The 20,418-nt window shown below is 71.5% G+C and carries 16 protein-coding genes; 9 read left to right on the forward strand and 7 right to left on the reverse strand.

Annotated elements, in window-relative coordinates; genetic code table 11:
• Positions 1 to 90 precede the first annotated feature (90 nt).
• From BI06_RS12400 to BI06_RS12415, 4 genes are all read right to left on the reverse strand, one after another.
• Positions 91 to 858, reverse strand: coding sequence for a thioesterase II family protein (locus tag BI06_RS12400; protein ID WP_043467871.1), 768 nt, complete (start codon positions 856 to 858; stop codon positions 91 to 93).
• A 27-nt stretch (positions 859 to 885) separates the two neighbouring features.
• The gene (locus tag BI06_RS12405; RefSeq protein ID WP_043467873.1) at positions 886 to 2,697 is read right to left on the reverse strand and encodes a non-ribosomal peptide synthetase; all 1,812 of its coding nucleotides are present in this window, start codon (positions 2,695 to 2,697) and stop codon (positions 886 to 888) included.
• Between the two features lie 79 nt (positions 2,698 to 2,776).
• Positions 2,777 to 3,736 carry a TauD/TfdA family dioxygenase gene (locus tag BI06_RS12410; protein WP_233290119.1) on the reverse strand — a complete coding sequence of 320 codons (960 nt, stop codon included), beginning with the start codon at positions 3,734 to 3,736 and terminating at the stop codon, positions 2,777 to 2,779.
• 212 nt (positions 3,737 to 3,948) lie between these two features.
• Complete coding sequence (locus tag BI06_RS12415; protein WP_043467879.1) at positions 3,949 to 4,887, reverse strand: TauD/TfdA family dioxygenase; 939 nt, start codon at positions 4,885 to 4,887, stop codon at positions 3,949 to 3,951.
• A 402-nt stretch (positions 4,888 to 5,289) separates the two neighbouring features.
• Between BI06_RS12415 and BI06_RS12420 the strand changes: the two genes are divergently transcribed.
• Positions 5,290 to 5,571 carry an acyl carrier protein gene (locus BI06_RS12420; protein ID WP_051740852.1) on the forward strand — a complete coding sequence of 94 codons (282 nt, stop codon included), beginning with the start codon at positions 5,290 to 5,292 and terminating at the stop codon, positions 5,569 to 5,571.
• Positions 5,572 to 6,108: 537 nt separating this feature from the next.
• Positions 6,109 to 7,890, forward strand: a complete 1,782-nt coding sequence (locus tag BI06_RS12425) for a fatty acyl-AMP ligase (protein ID WP_043467881.1) — start codon at positions 6,109 to 6,111, stop codon at positions 7,888 to 7,890.
• 369 nt (positions 7,891 to 8,259) lie between these two features.
• Here the strand turns inward: BI06_RS12425 and BI06_RS12430 are convergent, their stop codons facing one another.
• Complete coding sequence (locus BI06_RS12430; RefSeq protein WP_043467883.1) at positions 8,260 to 8,943, reverse strand: response regulator transcription factor; 684 nt, start codon at positions 8,941 to 8,943, stop codon at positions 8,260 to 8,262.
• The gene (locus BI06_RS12435; protein WP_233290120.1) at positions 8,940 to 10,280 is read right to left on the reverse strand and encodes a sensor histidine kinase; all 1,341 of its coding nucleotides are present in this window, start codon (positions 10,278 to 10,280) and stop codon (positions 8,940 to 8,942) included. Before BI06_RS12435 ends, BI06_RS12430 begins: the two co-directional genes overlap by 4 nt.
• Between BI06_RS12435 and BI06_RS12440 the strand changes: the two genes are divergently transcribed.
• From BI06_RS12440 to BI06_RS49410, 6 genes are all read left to right on the forward strand, one after another.
• Positions 10,279 to 11,025 (forward strand): ABC transporter ATP-binding protein, encoded by a 747-nt coding sequence (locus BI06_RS12440; RefSeq protein WP_043467887.1) that lies wholly within the window; start codon positions 10,279 to 10,281, stop codon positions 11,023 to 11,025. The two genes, BI06_RS12435 and BI06_RS12440, sit on opposite strands and share 2 nt — an antisense overlap.
• Positions 11,026 to 11,170: 145 nt before the next feature.
• A complete protein-coding gene (locus BI06_RS12445) occupies positions 11,171 to 13,516 on the forward strand; it encodes an FtsX-like permease family protein (RefSeq protein WP_199523280.1) in 2,346 nt (781 codons plus the stop codon).
• 569 nt (positions 13,517 to 14,085) lie between these two features.
• A complete protein-coding gene (locus BI06_RS12450) occupies positions 14,086 to 14,601 on the forward strand; it encodes a flavin reductase family protein (protein ID WP_051740855.1) in 516 nt (171 codons plus the stop codon).
• Between the two features lie 466 nt (positions 14,602 to 15,067).
• A complete protein-coding gene (locus BI06_RS12455; protein ID WP_051740858.1) occupies positions 15,068 to 15,805 on the forward strand; it encodes a hypothetical protein in 738 nt (245 codons plus the stop codon).
• A gap of 562 nt (positions 15,806 to 16,367) precedes the next feature.
• A complete protein-coding gene (locus BI06_RS12460; protein WP_063794959.1) occupies positions 16,368 to 17,357 on the forward strand; it encodes a ParB N-terminal domain-containing protein in 990 nt (329 codons plus the stop codon).
• Between the two features lie 183 nt (positions 17,358 to 17,540).
• Positions 17,541 to 17,747, forward strand: coding sequence for a hypothetical protein (locus BI06_RS49410; RefSeq protein WP_149030355.1), 207 nt, complete (start codon positions 17,541 to 17,543; stop codon positions 17,745 to 17,747).
• On the opposite strand, the gene BI06_RS12470 is transcribed toward BI06_RS49410, so the two are convergent.
• Positions 17,714 to 19,591 (reverse strand): ABC transporter ATP-binding protein, encoded by a 1,878-nt coding sequence (locus BI06_RS12470; protein ID WP_051740861.1) that lies wholly within the window; start codon positions 19,589 to 19,591, stop codon positions 17,714 to 17,716. The genes BI06_RS49410 and BI06_RS12470 overlap by 34 nt on opposite strands.
• A 506-nt stretch (positions 19,592 to 20,097) precedes the next feature.
• Between BI06_RS12470 and BI06_RS12475 the strand changes: the two genes are divergently transcribed.
• Positions 20,098 to 20,310 carry an MbtH family protein gene (locus BI06_RS12475; protein ID WP_043467896.1) on the forward strand — a complete coding sequence of 71 codons (213 nt, stop codon included), beginning with the start codon at positions 20,098 to 20,100 and terminating at the stop codon, positions 20,308 to 20,310.
• Positions 20,311 to 20,418: the final 108 nt, after the last annotated feature.

Below are 20,418 nucleotides of genomic sequence, written 5' to 3' on the forward strand. Positions count from 1 at the left end.
GCGGGAACGCCGAAGCGCGGGTGTCGAGGCTGTGAATACAGCCTCGACACCCGCGCTGTTGGTCCGTGAGAGCCCCCCGGGGGGGGCGCGTCAGCGGGAGCTGAACGCCCCGGAGAGGGCCGGGATGTAGGTCGGAATCCGACTCCAGATCTCCGGCGTGTAGAAGTGGCCGCCGGGCAGGACATCGTGCCGGAAGTCACCGGTCGCGAGGTCCCGCCACTGCTCGCCGGCGTCGGGGTCGATCACCGTGTCCGTCTCCCCGGTCAGGATCTGCAGCGGCACGCCGACCTTCGAGCCGGGAACGTAGCGGAAGGTGTCCCGGACCCGGATGTCGGCCCGCATCAGCTCGACCGCGAGTTCCTTCAGGTCCGGGTCGTTGACGACGTGCTCGGGCATCATCCCGTGCATGGTCATCCAGCCGAGCAGCTGCTCGTCGTCGTCCTGCTGGGACGGGGACTCGTTGACGGTCAGTCCGCGGCTGGCCGCGTTGGCGGCGGACACCACGAGCGCCTCGGGCGCCGGGCCGCCGAGCTGCTCGATGCGCACGGTGACGTCGAAGGCCATCCAGCCGCCCATGCTGTGGCCGAGGAGCACATAGGGGCCCTCGGCCGCGGCGGAGAGCACGGCCCGGGTCGTGTCGTCGGCGAGGGCGTCCCAGGTCTGGGCGAAGTCCTCCATGAAGCGGCCTTCCCGGCCCGGGTAGCAGACTGCGGCGAGGTCGACGTCCGCCGGGAGCACGCCGCCCCACTGGTGGTACTGCCCGGTGCCGCCGCCGCAGAAGCCGAGGCAGATCAGGGTGCGGGCGGCGTTCTCGGTTCGGCGGGATCGGACGACGATGAGGTCCTGGGCGGTAGCCATGGGCGGGAGTCCTTGTGATGTGATGGGTCAGGAGGTCTCGGGTGCTGCGACGAGCTTGGCCTCGACGTACCCGGCCAGTTCGCGCAACTGCGGGTGCTGGTACACCTCTTTGGTCCGCACGGCGAGGCCGAGCTCGCGCTTCAGCCGGCCGACGACGCGCAGCGCGACGAGCGAGTGGCCGCCCAGTGCGAAGAAGTTGTCGTCGGCGCTGATCCGGTCCCGGCCCAGGACCTCCGACCAGACCTCGGCGAGCAGCTTCTCGACCGTTCCCCGGGGCTCGACGAACTGCTCGGCGGGTGCCGCCTGCGGCGTGGGCAGCGCCTCCCAGTCGACCTTGCCGTTGACGGTCAGCGGAACGGCGTCGACCGCCACGAAGACCGAAGGGACCATGAACTCGGGGAGCACTGCCGCGCAGTGGTCGCGCAACTCCGCGGCGCTCGGCGGCTCGTCGGCGACGTAGTAGGCCACCAACTGGTCACCGAGCGCGGGGTCCCGGTAGCCGGTCAGCACGGAGGTGGTCACCCGGGGGTGCGAGGAGAGCACGGCCTCGACCTCGCCGAGTTCGATCCGGTAGCCGCGGATCTTGACCTGGCGGTCGGCCCGGCCGAGGAAGTCCAGCGATCCGTCGGCTCGCAGGCGGACCAGGTCTCCGGTGCGGTACATCCTCCCTCCTCGCCCGCCGCCGGGCAGGAGAGGCCCGTCGCCGTTCGCGGCGAACGGGTCGGCGACGAAGCGCTCGGCGGTCAGGGCCGGCCGGTTGAGGTAGCCCAGGGCCAGGCCCTCGCCTGCCAGGTACAGCTCGCCCGACTCACCGGGGGCGGTCACCTGCCGGAGGTCGTCGCCGACCACGTACGCCCGGGTGCCCGGCAGCGGGTGGCCGATGTGCGCCTCCCCACCGGTGATCCAGGCACTGGTGGCGTCCACGGTGCACTCGGTCGGACCGTAGAGGTTCACCGCTTCGAGCAGCCCGTTCGCGGTCGCCTCGGACAGCTCCTGCCAGGTCCGCTCCGGCACCGGCTCCCCGCCCACGAACAGACGCGGCAGCGGGCCGTCGGCACCGCCGTCCAGCAGGCAGGTCCGCACCAGCTCCCAGAGGGAGGGGGTGAGGTCGAGGTCCTGGACGGCGTACGCGTCGAGCAGGGCCCGGAGCTGGACGGGATCGGTGCGCTGGTCCTCGTCGAGGACGGCGATGGTGTCGCCGCGACAGATCCGCGCCCACTGCTTCACCGAGGAGTCGAAGGAGACGCTGGCGTTCCAGCCGACGACCCGCGGCTCCTCGGCGTAGACGCCGGCCCGCTCCAGGGCCGTGACCAGGTCTGCGACGGACCCCCGTCCGACCTGGACGCCCTTGGGCCGACCGGTCGAGCCCGAGGTGTGGATCACGTACGCCGGGGCGAGCGGATCGGCGGCCACCGGCTTCGGGTCGGCGGCCTCGGGGTCGCCGGCCACGGAGTCCGGGTCGACGACGTCGAGACCGGATGCCCGCAGGACGTGACCCGGCGCCCCCACCAGCACCCGGATGCCGGCGTCCTCGGCCATGAACTCCAGGCGCTCGACCGGGTAGCTGGGGTCCAGCGGGAGGTAGGCCGCACCCGCCCGCCACACCGCGAGCAGCGATACGACCAGCTGGGTGGTGCGCGGCAGGCTGACCCCCACCAGGTCGCCGACGCCGATGCCGCGGGAGGCCAGGACACCGGCGAGCTGTGCGGTTCGCCGGTCGAGTTCGGCGAAGGTGAGCTCGCCGTCCGTGCCCCGTACGGCGATCCGGTCCGGGGCGTGCTGTGCGGCAGCGTGGAAGCGTGTTATCAGGTCAACCGGCTTCTGGGCGGGTTCAGTCACGGGAACGAGCTCCTTGTGCACAGGAATTGGGCATGGCGCGGCCGTCGGACCGACCTGGTCCGACGGGCGCCGGTCGGGTTCAGGCGAGCGCGGGCGCGGGCTCCACGGTCGGCCGGCACTCGGAGAGCTCGACCGGGTCGCCCATGGCCACCACGATCTTCCGGTCGCCGCGGAACGGATCCCGGCCGTGTGCGGTCAGGATGTTGTCGACCAGCATCACGTCGCCCGGCTGCCAGGTCTCGCGCACCGTGGCCGCGTCGTAGGCGGCCTGGATGGCCCGGAGGTCCTCGTTGCTCAGCGCGGCCCCGTCACCGAACTCGGTGTTGAACGGAAGACCGTCGCGTCCGAACTCGTCGACCAGCGCCTCCCGCAGGTCCTCGTCCAGCGCCCACTCGTTCCAGAAGAGCAGGTGGTTGAACCACACCTCCTCGCCGCTCGACGGGTGGGTGATGATGCCGGGGCGGATCTGGCTGGTCCGCAGGGTGCCGTCCTCGTACCACCGGTGGCCGACGAGGTTGTCCGCGCAGTAGCGCGCGACCTCGTCCACGTCATCGGTGGCGAACGCGGTCTGCCAGTCGGTGGAGATGTGCTCGGAGTAGCTGCGCGAGAGTCGCCACCCGGCGGTCCGGATCTTCTCGACCACCTGGTCGGGGAGCGCGTCGAGGACCTTCCGGCAGTCCGCGACGGGTGTCGCCCCGCCCTGCGACGGTGCGACCAGGCAGCCGAACAGCAGCCGGCCGGGGAAGGTCAGCGTGTAGCTGTTCTCGTTGTGCATCCGGATCGACTGCGCGGCCGGGAGGTCCGTCGAGGAGAAGACATCGTCGCCGAGCCGGCTGCGGGGAGTGGTCTTCTCCCGGTAGGGCGTCCGCTCGCTGATGAGCATGTCCCGGATCTGCGCGAAATCCTCGATGGTCGCCATCGGCAGACCACGCAGGTAGATCGCGCCGTATTCCCCCAGAGCCGCGGTCAGTTGCGGACGGACATCGTCGAGCCACGCGCGGACCTGTGTCATTCCGGTGAGACCGTCGACCTGCGCCATGGCAGGTTTTCCCTCAACGGCCTTCCATTCGAGCGTATATGACATTCAGTCAGGTCCTTTCCAGTTTCCTCGGACCGGTTGTCGGCCCAATGGTAGGAGGATCGGTTGCGCCGCGCTAAGGCGTTCAACGGGCTGATCGGCAGCCCGTGGACCGGGAGCTCTCAGTCCGCGGGCTGCGGACCGAGAGCTCCCGCGCTCCGCGCCCGGAGCTCTCAGTGCGACATGGCGACGAGGACCCGGCGGCTTCCGGTGAACGGCCTGCGCCCGTGTGCGACGGCGACGTTGTCGATGACCAGGACGTCGCCCTGCCGCCAGTCGACGTCAACGGCCAGCGCCAGGCCCTTCTCGCGGATCTCGAGCACGTACTCGTCGGGGATGGGGGAGCCGTCGGCGAAGGTCACCGACTGCGGAAGCTCGTCCGCGGGGACGATGGCCGCGAGCTCGCGCATGGTCTCCTCGCCCAGCGTCGCGGGGTGCCACTGGTCCGCCTGGTTGAACCAGACGTCCTGGCCGGTGACCGGGTGCCGGAGCGTCGAGGGCCGGACCTGACGCGTCCGCAGCGCATCGCCGGCGGTCCACTCCCAGCTCACGCCCGCCTCGGCCAGCAGCTTCTCGACCTCCGCCCGGTCGTCCGTCTCGAACGTCGCCTGCCAGCTCTTGCCGAAGCCCCTGCCACCGTGCAGGTACTGCCGGTAGCAGACACCGCCGGCGAAGTCCGCACGGATCCGCTCGTCGAGTGCCGCCAGCCAGGAGGCGCCGTCCAGCAGCGGAGTGGCGCCTCCCGTGGCAGCCGGCTGTACGCAGAAGAAGAGCAGCCGGGAGGGCCAGGCGTGGGCGTAGGAGAGCTCGCTGTGCATGGAGATCGCGTACTCGGGCGGGTACTCCGTCGAGGTGTAGACGTTGTCGGAGACCTTGGTCCTGGGTGTGTTGCCGTGCACGTACGCGAGGCGCTCGGGCAGCAGGGCGGGCATCACGTCCGCCAAGCTCGCCTCGGTGATGTCGAAACCTCGGAACAGTAGGGCCTGGTGGCGATCCAGCAGATCGCCGACGGCGACGGAGTCGAGGTACTCCATCAGTCCCCGGGCGGTCGCGTCGGCGCCGGTGCTCTCGGGCGTGAACCGTTGCGGTGCCCAGCCCTGCTGAACGCTCATGGGGGATATCTCCTTAGTGGTCGGGAGGTTGGGCGTCGAGGTGTCCAACCTGCGCCGTTCAACCTGCGCCGTTCAACCTGCGCCGTTCAACCGGCGCGCCAGCGCAGTTGAACGTCGGCCGTGGTGAGCATCAAGGATTGATCAGTCGCGCGGGCCTGCACCATAGTGAAGCGGGACGGCACGGTGGAACCGGGGCTCCTGGGCATCCGGAGGCCGGTGCGGGTGGGCCTGACCCGGCTTGTCGGTGGAGTCCCGTCCGGGAGCCCGGTCGAGGAGTTCCGGCCCCTGCGGCGCGAAGTGCCGGTTCGAGCAGGAACTGCCCCGTCCCGCCGCCCCACGCATTCGGATGCCGCGGACCGTGAACGGACTGTGGATCGAATACCTGATGAGAGAGGGAGTCCGATGACTGATCGGGAGGTGGGTGTGCGGGTGTCGGGTGAGGACATCGAGGGGTGGTTGACGGAGCGGGTGTCCTACTACCTGGAGACGCCGGTGGAGGAGATCGATCCGGGTGTCTCGCTCGCCGAGTACGGGTTGGAGTCGGTGTACGCCTTCGCGTTGTGCGGGGACATCGAGGACACCTTGGGTGTGACCGTGGAGCCGACCCTGGTGTGGGATGTCGACACGGTGGCGGCCCTGACCGTTCACCTGGCCGGCCTGGTGGCCGAACTGCCTGTGGCCTGAGGGGCCTTCAGGGCCTTGGTGCCTCGAAGGGCTCCCAGTGCCCGCGCGGGACCGGCCGCCCTCGGCCGTCCGAGCGCATCCCCGCGACGGAGGCCACGGGCCCTGCGGTCGTCCGACGCGACGACGCACGGGTTCCACCCCGTCGCCCGGTGTGAGACCGCCGCGCTCCTGGAAAACCCCCGTGCCGGGGGCGCGGCAACCAACTCCTCCGGTCCTCGTTCAACTGGCGCACGGCCATGGTTGAACACCCGTGCCGATCATTCGCACCGGGTTGAGCGCCCTGACCATCGCCGGTGGTTGGGGCATAGTGGTCTGCGCCGCCAGGAACCGACGGAGTTCGGCGAGGCCGGATTCCAGGACGTCAGGACGTCAGGACGTCAGGACACCTGGACCGGATCGAGGAACCGTGGGCAGAGCCGCGGCCGAACTGCCTCGTCGCGGCAGTCGAGAACGACACCACTCAGCCGCGCCGCGCGAGCCGCCGCGCTTTTCCGCGCGCCGCCCGGATCGACGCAGCGCCAAGCCCAAGGGGAAGCAATGGCCTTCGAGCTGACCGGCTACCGGAACCTCGGCGACGCGTTCGCCGCGTGCGTCGCCCAAGACCCCGACAAGACCGCGATCACCATCTACCGCGACTCCACCGAGGCCGTGCACGAAAGCCTCAGCTACGCCGAACTCGCCCGCCGGGCCGGCCTGCGCGCCGCCGACCTGGCGCAGCAGCTGGCTCCCGGCGAGCGCGTCCTCATCGCGCTGTCCACCGGCACCGAGTTCGTCGAGCTCTACCTCGCCTGCCTGCTCGCCGGCGTCACCGCCGTGCCCGCCCCGCCGGCGACCGGCTCCAGCAGCGCCGCCCAGCGCGTCGCCGCGATCGCCGCGGACTGCACCCCGGGACTGGTGTTCGCCGACGCCGGGGACCTCGACACGCTCGCCGAGCGCTTCCACGCGCAGGGCCTGGGTCGGGTCCCCGTCCGGGCCGCCGCCCCCGTACCGGCCGGTGAGGTGCCCCTCGCGGCGCTCCGGGGCCGCCAGGCCGACCACGACTCGCTCGCCGTCCTCCAGTACAGCTCCGGGTCCACCGGCACCCCGAAGGGCGTGATGCTCTCCCACGGGAACGTCCTGGCGAACCTCGAGGCCCAGTACTCCGTCGTGGGCCTGAACCGCGACGACTCGTTCGGCAGCTGGATGCCGCTGCACCACGACTTCGGTCTCTTCGTTCAGCTCAGCGGCGCACTCTTCTGCGGCGCGACATCGGTCCTGATGCCGCCGACGGTGTTCGCCCGCAGGCCCGTCGAGTGGTTCCGGATGATGAGCGAACTCCGGACCACCGCCACCTCCGCCCCCAACTTCGCGTACGGCATCGCGCTGCGGCTCATCAAGGACGAACACCTCGAAGGGCTCGACCTGTCGTCGCTGCGCTTCCTGATCAACGGTTCCGAGCCGATCCATGCCCCCACCATCGCCGCGTTCACCAAGCGATTCGCGCAGATCGGCCTGCGTCCCGAATCGGTCGCGGCCGGCTACGGCATGGCCGAGGTCACCGTCTACGCCAGCGGCACCCCCATGGATCGCGAGCCGACCGTCCTGGTCGTCGACGCCCGGCGCCTCGCTGACGCGGACCACCCCGCGCTGGTTCCCGCCCATGACGGCCGCAGCAAGGAGATCACCGGCGTCGGACGCCCCGAGGCCTTCGACGCCCTGATCGTCGACCCCGCCACCCGGCGCCCCCTGTCCGCCGGCGAGGTCGGCGAGATCTGGCTGCGCGGCGACAGCGTCGGCCGCGGCTACTGGGGCAAGCCCGACCTCACCGCCCGTTCCTTCCGGGCCCGCCCCGCCGGCGCCGACGACGCCGAACCCGGCTGGCTGCGCACCGGCGACCTGGGTGCCCTGGTGGACGGCGAGCTGTTCATCACCGGTCGGCTCAAGGAGGTGATGATCGTCCACGGCCGCAACCTCTACCCGCACGACCTCGAACACGAGGCGCGCGCCGCCCACCCCGCGCTGGAGAGGTTCGTCGGCGCCGCCTTCGGCGTCCAGGCCCCCGACGAGCGGATCGTGCTGGTGCACGAGGTCGGCCCGAACGTGTCGGCCGAGGAACTGCGCGCCGCGGCGGCGGCCGTCATCCGCCGCCTCACCGCAGCCACCGGTGCGCCGGTGCGCAACGTCCTGCTGGTGCGGCGCGGCAGTGTCCTCCGCACCACCAGTGGCAAGATCCAGCGCGCCGCGATGCGCGACCGCTTCCTGGCCGGCGAGATCACTGCCCTGCACGCGGAACTCGAAGCGGCGGTACGGCAGTTGACCGCAGGGCCCGAAACCCTGTGACGCCCACCCGGATCGGCACCGCACGCGGGAGCACGCACCGGTAGGCGTGGATGCAGGCCGCGTACGGGCTCGCGGGCGCGGATCGGGTGCTGCGGAGGACACCGTCCTCGGCAGCACCCGTTGCTGGTCACGCGACCGGCGGGCCGGCTCCGGTTCCTTGCGCAGCTTCCCGAGGACCGAACGCGACCTGTAACCACCGCGTGGTGCGGCGCCTGACCGGCAAGCCGGGCCATCGGGCACTCAGCGCGGCCCTGCGGGACGTGATCGGGCGCCACGAGGTGCTGCACCACGTTCCCACTGGTCGGCGCATCCGGCGACGGCGGCGACCGCGGCGAACTCGTGCCCGGCGATCGTTCTTCTCGTCCTGCCCTACCGTCGGCGCGGCACGAGTCCGGTGTCGAAGGCGATGATCGCCAGGTGGACGCGGTCTCGCGCCTCGAGCTTGGCGAACAGACGCGCGACATGGGTCTTCGCCGTCGCCACGCTGATCACCAACCGCTCGGCGATCTCGGTGTTCGACAGTCCCTGTCCGACCAGTGCCAGCACCTCGCGCTCCCGGTCGGTGATACCCGCGATGGGACTCGGGCCCGCGGCGGGCCCGGCGTTCGGTCCGGGGGCCGCGGGGCCGGACGTTCCGGCGAAGTCCGCGATCAGCCGTCGGGTCACGCTCGGCGCGATCAACGCGTCGCCGGCCGCCACCACGCGGATCGCTTCCAGGATCGCGTCCAGGGCCATGCTCTTGAGCAGGAATCCGCTGGCCCCGGCGCGCAGCGCACCGTAGACGTACTCGTCGTGGTCGAAGGTGGTCAGCACCAGGACCTTGGGCGGGTTCGGCTCGGCGGTCGCCTGTCGGGTCGCCTCGATCCCGTCCACGCCCGGCATCCGGATGTCCATCACCACGACGTCCGGCCGCAGTTCACGCACCAGGCGGACCGCCTCGCGGCCGTCGCCGGCCTGGCCGACCACCTCCAGGTCGTCGGTGTTGCCGATCAGGATCGCGAGCCCGACCAGCATCAGCGGCTGGTCGTCGACCAGCAGTACCCGCACGCTCATGCCGGGAGCCTCGCCGTCACCCGAAATCCCCCCTCCGGACGCTGGCCGGCGCTGAACTGGCCGGACAGCAACGTCACCCGCTCGCGCATTCCGAGCAGGCCGAAGCCGCTCCCGCCGGCCGCGGAGAGCTTCGGACGGCCCGGTCCGCCAAGACCGTCGTCCCCGTCGTCCACCACCTCGATCGTCACCCCTTCCGGCTCGTAACCGACCGCGACCCGGCACGTCCGTGCCCTGGAATGCCGCACCACGTTCGTCACCGACTCCTGGATGATCCGGAACGCCGACAGTTCGATCTCCGGCAGCAGTGGACGCCGCTCGCCCCGCCAGGTCACATGGACCCGCACCCCGGCGCCGGCCGTGAGTTCGGCGAGCTGCGGGACGTCGGCCAGGCTGCCGGCCGGCGCCAGCGGAGCGGCCTCCGGCATGGCGTCGTCCGGCTCGGCGCGGCGCAGCGCCCCGAGCATGCGCTGCAGCCCCAGCAGCGTCTCCCGGCTGGTGGTCTCGATGCCGGTCAGCGCCTGCCGCGTCTGCTCGGGCTTGGTCTCCACGACCCGCGCCGCCGCTCCCGACAGCACCGTGATGATCCCGATGCTGTGCGCGACGCTGTCGTGCAGTTCACGGGCGATCCGCAGCCGCTCGGCCATGACGGCGCGGGCCGCGGTCTGCTCCTGCAGGACATCGAGGTATTCACAGCGCTTGCGGTACACCCCCCCGAAGACCCACGCGACCGCGAACCACAACGCGAGCCCCCCGGCCCACTGGGCCGCGTCGCCGATGGACTGCCCGCTGACGTGGATGTCGCTGACGAACGCGGCCGCGACGCCCGCGACGGAGCCGACGGCGGCAGCCTTCGGCCGCCGGGCGGCGAGGTACCCGCTCAGGGCGACGAGCAGGATGAACACGATCAGGGGCCGCGCGCCGAAAAGGTCGCCGAGGGCTGATTCGCCCAGGAACGCCGCGAAGACGGTCGCCGGCAGACGGCGCACCAGCAGGATCGGAAGGGCGAGCACCACGCAGAGACCGATCCTGTGGTAGGTCCCGAGATCGGGGAACCCGAACAGGCCGTCGGCGGGGCTCGGCGTCGTCAGGGGGAGCATCAGCGCGTAGAAGCCGGCGGTGGCCAGCACCACGGCCTGTGATGTCAGCCAGGTCACGCGCTTCGATGTCGAGAGACGCTGGAGCAGCTCTTCCATACGGAGATCGTATTCCGTGGCGTCGGCCCGGTGCGTCGCCCCGGGGATGTATGCGCCGGTACACCGCCGGGCCGACGGCCCGGGGAGGGTTACATCTGCCGGCCGACGCGATGGATCATGGTCCGTTCCTAGGTTCGGGACCATGACGAACCCGCCGATGATCGCTCTCCAAGACGCGACAAAAAAGTATGACGAGGGCCCGCCCGCGCTGGCCGGTGTGACCTTGTCCGTGGCGTCCGGTGAGTGCGTGGCGATCCTCGGCCATTCCGGCAGCGGGAAGTCCACGCTGCTGAATCTGATCGCCGGCCTGGACAAGCCCTCCAGCGGCAGTGTCACCGTCGACGGCACCCGCGTCGACCAGCTCGGGGAGGCCGCTGCGGCGAAGTACCGCCGGGCCTCGATCGGCATGGTCTTCCAGTTCTTCAACCTGCTCGACGACCTGACGGTGCTGGACAACGTCATGATTCCGGCGCAGCTGGCCGGGATGGGCAAGGGCGAGACGAAGCAGCGGGCCGTCGAGCTGCTCGGTTCGCTGGGCATCGACCGGCATGCCAAGGCCTACCCGCAGCGGCTGTCCGGCGGGCAGCGGCAGCGGGTGGCGGTGGCCAGGGCGCTGATGAACAGGCCGGCGCTGCTGCTGGCCGACGAGCCCACCGGCGCGCTGGACTCGGGTTCGGCCGAGGACGTGCGCCAGCTGCTGCTGGACCTGAACAGCGAGGGCCAGACCATCCTGTTGGTGACCCACGACGTGCAGTTGGCCGCGAGCACCGCGAGCCGCACGATCGAGTTGATGGACGGCGCGGTCAAGCGGGACGTCGTCAACAACGGCGGCGGTGCCGGCCCGGCCGCCCGCACGCTGCTGACCCGTCCGGCGGGAGCGGTCGGATGACACTGCGCAAGCCGCCGATGCCCCGGCGCCTCCTGGAGCCCGGATTCCGGGCCGCGGCCCGCCTGCCGCTGGCGGTGGGCCGGTGAGCGCGCTGGGCAAGGTCGTACGCTCCGGCGTGGGCCGGCGTCGGCTCCAGTCCCTCCTCATGGCCCTGACGACGTTCGCCGCGGTGACGTCCTCAGTGCTCTCCCTCGGCCTGCTGACTGTCGTGCAGGCCCCGTTCGAGCACGCTTTCAGTGCTCGGAACGGGGCACACCTGGCGGTCCAGTTCGACAGCTCCAAGGTCACGGCCGCGGAGGCCGCCGCCACCGCGCACGCCGACGGCGTCACCGGGGCGTCCGGGCCGTACCCGATCGCCGCCGCCCTGGACACGACCGTCGGCACGGACTGCCCCAAGACCGATCTCGCCGGTACCGACAACCATCCGATCACCGTCACCACCCGGCCCGACCTGGGCAGTACCTCCGGGATGGACCAGCTGCTGCTGACCCGGGGGCACTGGCCGACCGGCCCGGGCGAGATCGCGCTGCCGTGGCAGCACTACGCCGTCGACTGCTTCGGCAGTTCGGTGGTGTTCTCCTCCCTGCCGGGCAAGCCGTCGTTCAAGGTCGTCGGCTTCGCCGACTCGGTGACCAGCAGCGCGACCGCCTTCGCCACCGCCGACGGTTTCGCGCGGCTGACCGCTGCCGGTGCCAAGGCCGACCGGCAGATGCTCTACCGCTTCGCCAAGGCCGGGACCGACGCCGACGTCGCCGCCGACAAGCAGGCGGTGGTCGCCGCCGCACCGGCCGGCTCGGCCGAGGCCGGGCAGTCGTACCTGACCGCGCGGCAGCAGGTGACCGGTAACGCCAAGGCCTATGTGCCGTTCCTGGTCGCCTTCGGGATCCTCGGGCTGTTCATGTCGGTGCTGATCATCTCGATCGTGGTCAGCGGGGCCGTGGCCTCGGGGATCCGGCGCATCGGGATTCTGAAGTCCTTGGGCTTCACCCCTTCGCAGGTGGCCCGCGCCTACACCGCGCAGGCCATGATCCCGGCGACGGTCGGCCTGGTGCTCGGCACGGCTTTCGGCAACCTCCTGGCGGTACCGATCCTGGACGGGGCCACCAAGCAGCTCGGCGCGGGCAGTGCCACGATTCCCTTGTGGGTCAGCGCCGCGGTGCCGCTGGGCACCCTGCTGATCGTCGGTGTCACGGCTCTGGTCCCGGCGCTGCGAGCCGGCCGGATGTCGACGGTGCGGGCTCTGGTCGTCGGCCGCGCCCCCAAGGCCGGCGGCGGTCGTGCGGCGCAGCGTCTGGCCTCGCGGCTGCCGCTGCCCCGGGCCGTGTCGTTGGGGCTGGCCCAGCCGTTCGCCCGGCCGGCCCGGACCGTGGTGGTCGGCGCGGCGGTGCTGTTCGGCGTGGTGAGTGTGACGTTCGCGGCGGGGCTGGAGTCCGGGTTCAACAAGTACCTGGACACCAGCACCGCAGGCTTCAGCGTCGCGTCGAAGATCGTGATCCCCACGGCCGAGGTAGGCGTGCCCTGGGGTCTCTACGGCCCCAACGACCCGCGCAAGGCGCACCTGGACGCCGCCGAGGTGGCCGCCGCGCTCGCCAGGACCCCGGGCACGAAGGCCGCGTTCGGCTGGGGCGAAAGCGGCGCGACCATCGTCGGCGCCCCGTCCGGCGGCGAACCGACGCAGGTGTACACGATCACCGGCGACATGTCCTGGACGCACCTGGAGCTGCTGTCCGGCCGCTGGTACTCGGCGCCCGGCGAGGCCGTGGTCGGCGACAAGCTGGCCACAGCGGTGGGGATCCACGTCGGTGACAACGTCACCGTGGTGCAGCAGAACCAGCAACTGTCGCTGAAGGTCGTCGGCATCAACTTCAACACCAACGCGGGCGACTACACGGTCATGACGGACGCGGCCGGCTTCAGCGCCGCCGGTCTGACCCCGCACATCGACCAGTTCAACGTCGAGCTGGCCGACAACGTGAACGGATCGGACTGGTCCGCCTCGGCCTCCGCCGCGCTGACCCCGGTCAACGCCTCGGTCCAGCCGCACGGAGACGGAGGCAAGAACATCATTGTGATCACCATGGGCGCCCTGGTGCTCACGCTCACGCTGATGATGGTCGCGGTCGCCGCGCTCGGGGTGCTGAGCATGGTTGTGCAGGACACCCGCGAGCGGGTTCATGACCTGGGGATCTTCAAGGCCCTCGGGATGACGCCCAAGCAGACCGTCGCGATGGTCCTGACCTCGGTGACACTCACCGGCCTGATCGCCGGTCTGATCGGGGTCCCGCTCGGGGTGGCGGTGGAGAAGGCGACGCTGACCCCGATGGGGAACGCGATCGGCCGGCACCTGCCGCCGAGCGTGTCCCACGTCTACACCACCGGGCTGCTCGTCCCCCTGCTGGCCGGCGGGATCGTGATCGCCGTGCTCGGCGCACTGCTGCCGGCCGGCTGGGCGGCGAAGACCCGGACCGCCACCGCGCTGCGGACCGAGTAGGACTGAGTAGGACCGAGTAGGACCGAGTAGGACCGAGCGGCGCAGAGAGTACTTGAAGCCCGAGGGGCACCGGACACATCCGGTGTTCCTCGGGCTGTCGTCGTGCCGGCGTCGAGCCCGTCGTCGCGCCGGAAACCGCGGACGGCGGCGGTGGTGGTCGGGCCGTCCGGACCCGCTGGACGACGCGGGCCGCCTCTCCTGCTGCACGACGCCGCCACCGGCGCCTCGGTCCCGTGCTCAGGGGCTGCACACCCCCGAGCACTGGTACCGTACCGGCGGCCGGGTCGCCCGGCGGGACGGGCGTGGTGCTCGCCGTCCCCCAACCGCGCGCCGGGCTCTCCCCGGCGGCGGTCCGCACCGGCCGGGACCCTGCGGCCGGAGCTGATCATGTCGGACCCGCGCTCCCGCCTGCCCGAGTGAACGATGCCCCGGCGCATCGCCGTGCTCGACGAGTTGCCCCCGAACACCAACGGAAAGATCGACCGACAGGCCGCGGCCGCCGCGATCGCCGATCGGCGTGACCAGCCACCGATCGGTGCGCCCGGCTGCCGAAGGCCGAAAGGAGCGTCATGAGGACCGAGGACCGCATACCGAGCGGGCTGAGCGTCTCAGCCGAGGAATACCGTCATGCCATCTCGCGGCTGCCGACCGCCGTCTCCGTGATCACCTCGGCCGGACCCGTCGGGTGCACGGCCAACGCGGTCATGTCCCTGTCCCTGGACCCGCCCACCGTGCTGCTGTCCCTCGCCACCACGAGCCGGACGCTGGCGGACATCCGGTCCGAGGGGCGTTTCGCGGTGAACGTGCTGTCCTGGTCGGACCGGCGGCTGGTCGCCCAGTTCGCCACCGGCACCGCGGCGGAGCGCTTCGCCGGCGTGCCCTGGCACGAGGTGGACGGGGTGCCCGTACTGACGGAGGCGTCGGTCGCCATGGTCTGCACCGTGCGGGAGACGGTGCAGCTCCTGGACCACGTGCTGATCGCGGGCACGGTGACCTGGGCCCGGGCCGACGACACACCGACGACCGTCCTGTTCGCGAAGCAGCAGTACGCCGTCGGCCCCGGCGCGACGGGAGACGTCCGTTGACGACATCGGCCCATCGCCCGCCGCGGCCGCGGCAGGTCCGCGGAACCCGTTGCCCGGAAAGCCGCGCCACCTGCGCCCGCACCTTTGCCGAAGTCGTCGGGCCCGGTCCGGCGGTGACCGGGGTGCTGAGCGGCACGGAACGCTGACGGCACCGGGACGCCGGGCCGTCCGCGGGCCCGCCGTTCCCCGCCCGGCCACCGGGCCTCCACGGGTCCCCCTCAATCCGGCGGTGTACCGGCAATCAATACGTGGGCTGATGTGCCCGGGGGGCGGCCGACCCTAGCCTCGGATCTGTTCAGCAGGCCGATCACGGGCGGGAATGTCCGGCCCGGACCGCCGCTTCGACCGGAGGGAGTGTCGTGCGCGTGACCGAGTGGGAACCCGGCCGCCGGAGGTGCGGGTCCGTCGACCGCGGGGCCGCGGTGCGGCCGTTCGGCCGGACCGACGGCGGGGCGAAGGGGTTCCGGTGGTCGGCCTGATGGACGCGACCGTCTACGGCGTCCTGGTCGCGGCGGCACTGCGCCGGGCCGCCGTCACCTGGACGAGCAGGGCCTTCCTGGGCCCCCTGGTGCGTCCGGGCGCGGTCTGTCTGGACCTCGGTACGGGATCGGGCCTCGACACCTGGCGGCTGTCCGCGCTCGCCGGGCGGCACGGCCAGGTGCACAGTGTGGAACCGCCGCGCGGCCGGACCCGGTGGATGCTCTCGCTGACCGCCCGGCTCGGCTGCGCCAATGTGGTCGTGCACCGCGCCGCGCGCGGCGGGCCCGCGGAGCCCGGCCCCGGCGGGCCGGGTCCGCGGCCCGGAAGCCGGCACCTGTACGTGATCGGTGGCACCGCGGCGCCGGACACCGGGACCGGTGGCCGCCCGGCCGACCTGACCGTGGACCGGCTCTGTCGCCAGGCGGGCCTGGAACGGGTGGATCTCATCAAGGTGGTCGTCGGCCGGGTCGAGCCCGAGGTCCTGCTCGGCGCCTTCGGCATCCTGCTGCGGGACCGCCCTTCGCTCCTGCTGGAGCTGGACCGGACGAAGCGTTCCACGGGGTACCAGCCGGGATCGACAGGCCTGGTACGCAGTCTGACCACCACACTCGGCTATCGGATGTACCGGTGGAAGCGAGGGGGCTGGCAGAGGGTGAGCACGGTGACGGACGACTGCCGCAGCTACCTCTTCAGTGTGCGGGCCCCGTCCGGTCCCGACCGTTGACGGCTCCGGTCCGGAGGGCGGTGCCGGCGGTAGCCCGGAGTGTCCAACTGCCGCCGGACCGCAGTTGAACGCGTCGTGGGTTCCGCCCCGGTCCCGGCCGACCGCCGCGGTCCGGCACGACGTGCCGAGAGGAGGATTGCGGGCGCCGGCAGGGCTCTCCGTCTCCGAACAGGGGTCGGAACAGAGTGATGTGATGTATCGACAGTCCTGCGGTGATCGGTGACCATGGACACGGTTGTTGAACGGTGGGGCCGGTGAGGATGCTGTGACTGGTGTGATGGGCGTGACGTCCCCTCCCCGGGCATACCGGCGGGGTGGGAAATGAGGGCCGGGTGGCCGGGAGTTCGACGGCGGCTGCCATGGCATGACCCTGTCGGGTGCGTCGCGGAACGGGTTGCGTCGCACCCGCCGTTCGTAGAAGCAGTGAAGAAAAGTCGGATGTCAAACGGGGGAGCGGGAAGTGGAACGGCCTGTTGTCAAAGTCCTGATACCGGTGAACGGCGGTCGGGCCGCGGACTCGTACTGTCCCGTTCGGCCCGCCGCGCCCCCGAAACGGGAGGTCATGGCCATCCCGATCGCGGTCCTGCTGCCCGGCGAGTCACCGCGCTCGGAGGGGCCGGACGCGGAACATGTCGCCAGGCTGGTGGAACTGGAGACGCCGCTCCCGCCGATCCTCGTGGAACGGCGCACCATGCGCGTGATCGACGGTATGCACCGCCTGATGGCCGCTTTCCTGAAGGGCCATGAAACGATCGACGTCGAGTTCTTCGACGGTACCAGCGAAGAGGCCTTTTTGCGGGCCGTTGAAGCAAACATTGCCCACGGTTTGCCTCTTTCCCAGGAGGACCGCCGGACGGCGGCCGCACGGATCGTCTCCACCCACCCACAGATGTCGGACCGCGCCATCGCACGGGCCTCCGGACTGGGTGCGAAGGCTGTCGCCGCCATCAGACGGCGGTCGACCGATGTGAGACAGCAGGTGAACGCCCGGGTCGGCCGCGACGGCAAGATCCGCCCGCTGAACAGCGTGGAGGGCCGGAAGCGGGCCGCCGAGCTGCTCGTCGAACGCCCCGAGGCCTCGCTGCGCGAGGTCGCGCGGCTGGCCGGCATCTCACCGGCCACGGTCGGCGACGTCCGCCGCCGCCTCGCGGCCGGTGAGATGCCCGCGACGGAGCACGCCGGGCCGGACCGCGCGGTCGGGGACACCGTCGTACCGGCCGTCGTGACGGTCCCGTCCGTCCCGCGCCAGACGGCCCGGAAGATGCGGCTGGTCGAACCCGACCCCGCCTCGGTGCTGGAGAAGCTGCTGCGGGACCCTTCGCTGCGGCACAAGGAGGAGGGTCGCCACCTGCTGCGCCTGCTGCGCCAGAACGCGATCGACACCCGGGAGTGGTCGAAGCTGGCGGCGGCGGTGCCGGCCCACTGCGGGGACCTGATCGTCGGCCTGGCGCGTCAGTACGCCGACATGTGGACGGAGTTCGCGCAGGACCTCGACCTCCAGGTCCGCGGCGGGTCCGCGGAGGCGAGCAGTCCGGCCGAGAGCTCCTGTTGACCTGCTGACCTGTTGACCTGCTGAGAAGCGTCATCGGTGCCGGACCGGCGGACCCCGCCGGTCCGGCACCGTCGTTTCCCCGGCCGCCGCCTCGGGCCGCTCCGGGTCGGCGGGTCCCTGCTTGCCGCCCCGGCCGCGTGCGTCGCCCTCCGCGCTGCCCGCTCCTCGTGCTCGCGCGTCGCTGTGTCCCACCGCCCGCTGCCGCCCGCCGTACCGTGTGCCCTGCTCCTCGCCCTCGGCCGGGCGCAGCCGACCGCCGCCGGCTGCGCCCCGCCGATCTCCCTGCTACCGATCTCCCTGCTGCCGATCTCCCCGGTGCCGGCACCGCTGCTGCCGGCACCGCTGCTCGGGCCCGACTACGAGTCCTGGTGGGCGAATTGGGTGTGGTAGAGGGTGGCGTAGAGGCTCTGGTTGGTGAGGAGCTCCTGGTGGGTGCCGGCCTCCTGGATGGTGCCGTCGGCGAGGACGAGGATGTGGTCGGCTTCGCGGATGGTGGAGAGGCGGTGGGCGATGACGATGGTGGTGGTGTTCCTGAGGGTGGTCCTGAGGGTGTGTTGGACGGCTGCTTCGGTCTCGGTGTCGAGGTGGGCGGTGGCTTCGTCGAGGATGACGAGGGGTGGGGTCTTGAGGAGGAGCCGGGCGAGGGAGATGCGCTGCTTCTCGCCGCCGGAGAGGCGGTGGCCGCGGTCGCCGACGATGGTGTCGAGGCCGTGGGGGAGTTGGGTGACGGTGTTCCAGATGAGGGCCTTTTTGCAGGCTTGGGTGAGGTCGTGGTCGGTGGCGTGGGGTTGGGCGTACTGGAGGTTGGCGCGGAGGGTGTCGTGGAAGAGGTGGGCGTCCTGGGTGACGATGCCGATGGTGTCGCGGAGGGACTGGAGGGTGAGGTGCCGGGTGTTGTGGCCGGCGATGTGGATGGTGCCGTGGCTGGGGTCGTAGAGGCGGGGGATGAGGTGGGTGAGGGTGGTCTTGCCGGCGCCGGAGGGGCCGACGATGGCCGTGAGTTTGCCGGCGGGGGCGTGGAAGGTGAGGTTGTGGAGGGTGGGGGCGGTGGGTCGGTCGGGGTGGGGTGCGGTGGGTCGGAGCGAGGCGAGGGTGGTGCGGGTGGTGGTGGGGTAGTGGAAGGTGACGTCGGTGAAGGTGACGTCGGGTGGGGTGGCGGTGGTGAGGGTGCGGGCGTTGGGGGTTTCGGTGATGAGGGGTTCGAGGTCGAGGACTTCGAAGACGCGGTCGAAGCTCACGAGTGCGGTCATGGCGTTGGTCTGGACGGTGGTGAGCTGATTGACGGGTTCGTAGAGGCGCAGCAGGAGGGTGATCAGGGCGACGAGGGTGCCGATCCGGAGGGTGTCGTTGATGACGAGGGTGCCGCCGAGGCCGTAGACCAGCGCCGTGAACATCGCGGTGATCACGGAGACGGTGACCAGGACGGCCCGTCCCTGGACGACCTGGGCCACGACGACGTCCCGGATCCGCCCGGCCTTGCCGCCGAACAGCGCGGACTCCTCCTCCGCGTTGCCGTACAGCTTGACGAGCATCGCCCCCGCCACGTTGAAGCGCTCGTTCATCAGCGACCCCATCTCGGCGTCCAGCTGCATGCCCTCCCGGATGAGCCGCTGGAGTCGGCGCACGATCAGCCGGACCGGCAGCATGAACAGCGGGATCAGTACGAGCGCCACGGCGGTGATCTGCCAGGAGAGGTAGAACATCGCACCGAGCACCAGCACCAGCGTCAGCACGCTGGAGACCGACTGCGACATCAGCGTCGTCACGGCCTGCCGGGCCTGCACCACGTCGGTGTTGAGCCGGCTGACCAGCGCGCCGGTCGGCGTGTGGGTGAAGAAGGCGATCGGCTGCCGCTGGACGTGGGCGAACACCTGGGTGCGCAGGTCGAGGACCAGCCCCTCGCCGGCCCGCCCCGAGCACCACGCCTGGGTGTACAGGGCGGCGGCGTCGACCAGGGCGAGTCCGGCGACCAGCAGGCAGAGCCGGATCACGGTCCCGGTGTTCCCGGCCAGGATGCCGTCGTCGACGATCATCTTCAGGATCAGCGGGCTCGTCGCGGTGATGACCGCGTCCACCACGGTCACCAGCAGCAGCAGGGCCACGGTCCGGCGGTACTGGAGGACGTAGGGGAGGATCCGCCGTACGGTGCCGGGCGCGACGCGCCGGCGGGCGGCCGGGTCCTCGCCGGGGCGGTCCTTCGGTGTCCTTGCTGCCCTCGGTGCCGTTGCTGCCATGTGAGGCCGCCCTGTCTCGGTGGGATGGGTCGGTTGACGGGACGGCGGGGCCGGGTGCTGACCGCGGTCGCTCGGGCGGCCGGCCCCGGGGGCCGGCGCCCCGGCCGGTGGGCGGAGCGGGCCCGCGCCGGAGCGGGCGCCGTCCCGGTGGCCGCTGCCTGTGCTGCCTGTGCTGTTCGGCGGCCTGCGCCGTCCAGGGGTCGCCGGGGCCGCGGAACGGCTCCGCGGCGCCCACGATGGCATCGTCCGGGAACGTCGATCAAGAGCGTCGGGCGTCCCGTCCAACTGCCGCACGGGTGCGGTTGAACGCGGCGGGAGCACGCACGTCGGTCCTGTTGACTGGCCACCGGACCGTTGGGCGATAGTGGGTCCCGGTGTGCGGGGCGGAGCACGAGGCGGCCGCCGAGCACGGTGACCGAGCACGAGGGTGCAGCCGACACCAGGACCCCGGTGACCGCCCGCCACCGGCGCGATCCCACATCACGTACCCGAGAGAGGACGACACGGTGACGAATCCGTTCGACGACCCCGATGCCAACTACCTGGTCCTGGTCAACGACGAGGGCCAGCATTCGCTGTGGCCGGTCTTCGTCGAGGTGCCCGAGGGCTGGGACACGGTGTTCGGCGAGGCCGCGCGTCAGGACTGCCTCGACTACATCGAGAAGTCCTGGACCGACATGCGGCCCAAGAGCCTGATCGCGGCGATGGAGCAGAAGTAGCCCGCACTCGCCCCGCCACGGCGCCCCTGACCCCGACCGGGAGTCAGGGGCGCCGGCGTGTGCGCGCCCGCGCCGCGCGGTCCGTCCCCGCCGTCGGGGCTCCGGTGT

The sequence above is a fragment of the Kitasatospora sp. MBT66 genome (genome assembly GCF_000710405.2).
In the GTDB taxonomy this organism is placed as follows: Bacteria; Actinomycetota; Actinomycetes; order Streptomycetales; family Streptomycetaceae; genus Kitasatospora; species Kitasatospora purpeofusca.

Bases quoted from the DNA above. Each gene is read 5' to 3' on its own strand.
- BI06_RS12450 (WP_051740855.1), top strand. From the start codon at position 14,086: ATGAGGACCGAGGACCGCATACCGAGCGGGCTGAGCGTCTCAGCCGAG.
- BI06_RS12425 (WP_043467881.1), top strand. From the start codon at position 6,109: ATGGCCTTCGAGCTGACCGGCTACCGGAACCTCGGCGACGCGTTCGCC.
- BI06_RS12420 (WP_051740852.1), top strand. From the start codon at position 5,290: ATGACTGATCGGGAGGTGGGTGTGCGGGTGTCGGGTGAGGACATCGAG.
- BI06_RS12440 (WP_043467887.1), top strand. From the start codon at position 10,279: ATGACGAACCCGCCGATGATCGCTCTCCAAGACGCGACAAAAAAGTAT.
- BI06_RS12435 (WP_233290120.1), bottom strand. From the start codon at position 10,280: ATGGTCCCGAACCTAGGAACGGACCATGATCCATCGCGTCGGCCGGCA.
- BI06_RS12470 (WP_051740861.1), bottom strand. From the start codon at position 19,591: ATGGCAGCAACGGCACCGAGGGCAGCAAGGACACCGAAGGACCGCCCC.
- BI06_RS12415 (WP_043467879.1), bottom strand. From the start codon at position 4,887: ATGAGCGTTCAGCAGGGCTGGGCACCGCAACGGTTCACGCCCGAGAGC.
- BI06_RS12410 (WP_233290119.1), bottom strand. From the start codon at position 3,736: ATGGCGCAGGTCGACGGTCTCACCGGAATGACACAGGTCCGCGCGTGG.
- BI06_RS12400 (WP_043467871.1), bottom strand. From the start codon at position 858: ATGGCTACCGCCCAGGACCTCATCGTCGTCCGATCCCGCCGAACCGAG.
- BI06_RS12445 (WP_199523280.1), top strand. From the start codon at position 11,171: ATGGCCCTGACGACGTTCGCCGCGGTGACGTCCTCAGTGCTCTCCCTC.
- BI06_RS12430 (WP_043467883.1), bottom strand. From the start codon at position 8,943: ATGAGCGTGCGGGTACTGCTGGTCGACGACCAGCCGCTGATGCTGGTC.
- BI06_RS12460 (WP_063794959.1), top strand. From the start codon at position 16,368: ATGGCCATCCCGATCGCGGTCCTGCTGCCCGGCGAGTCACCGCGCTCG.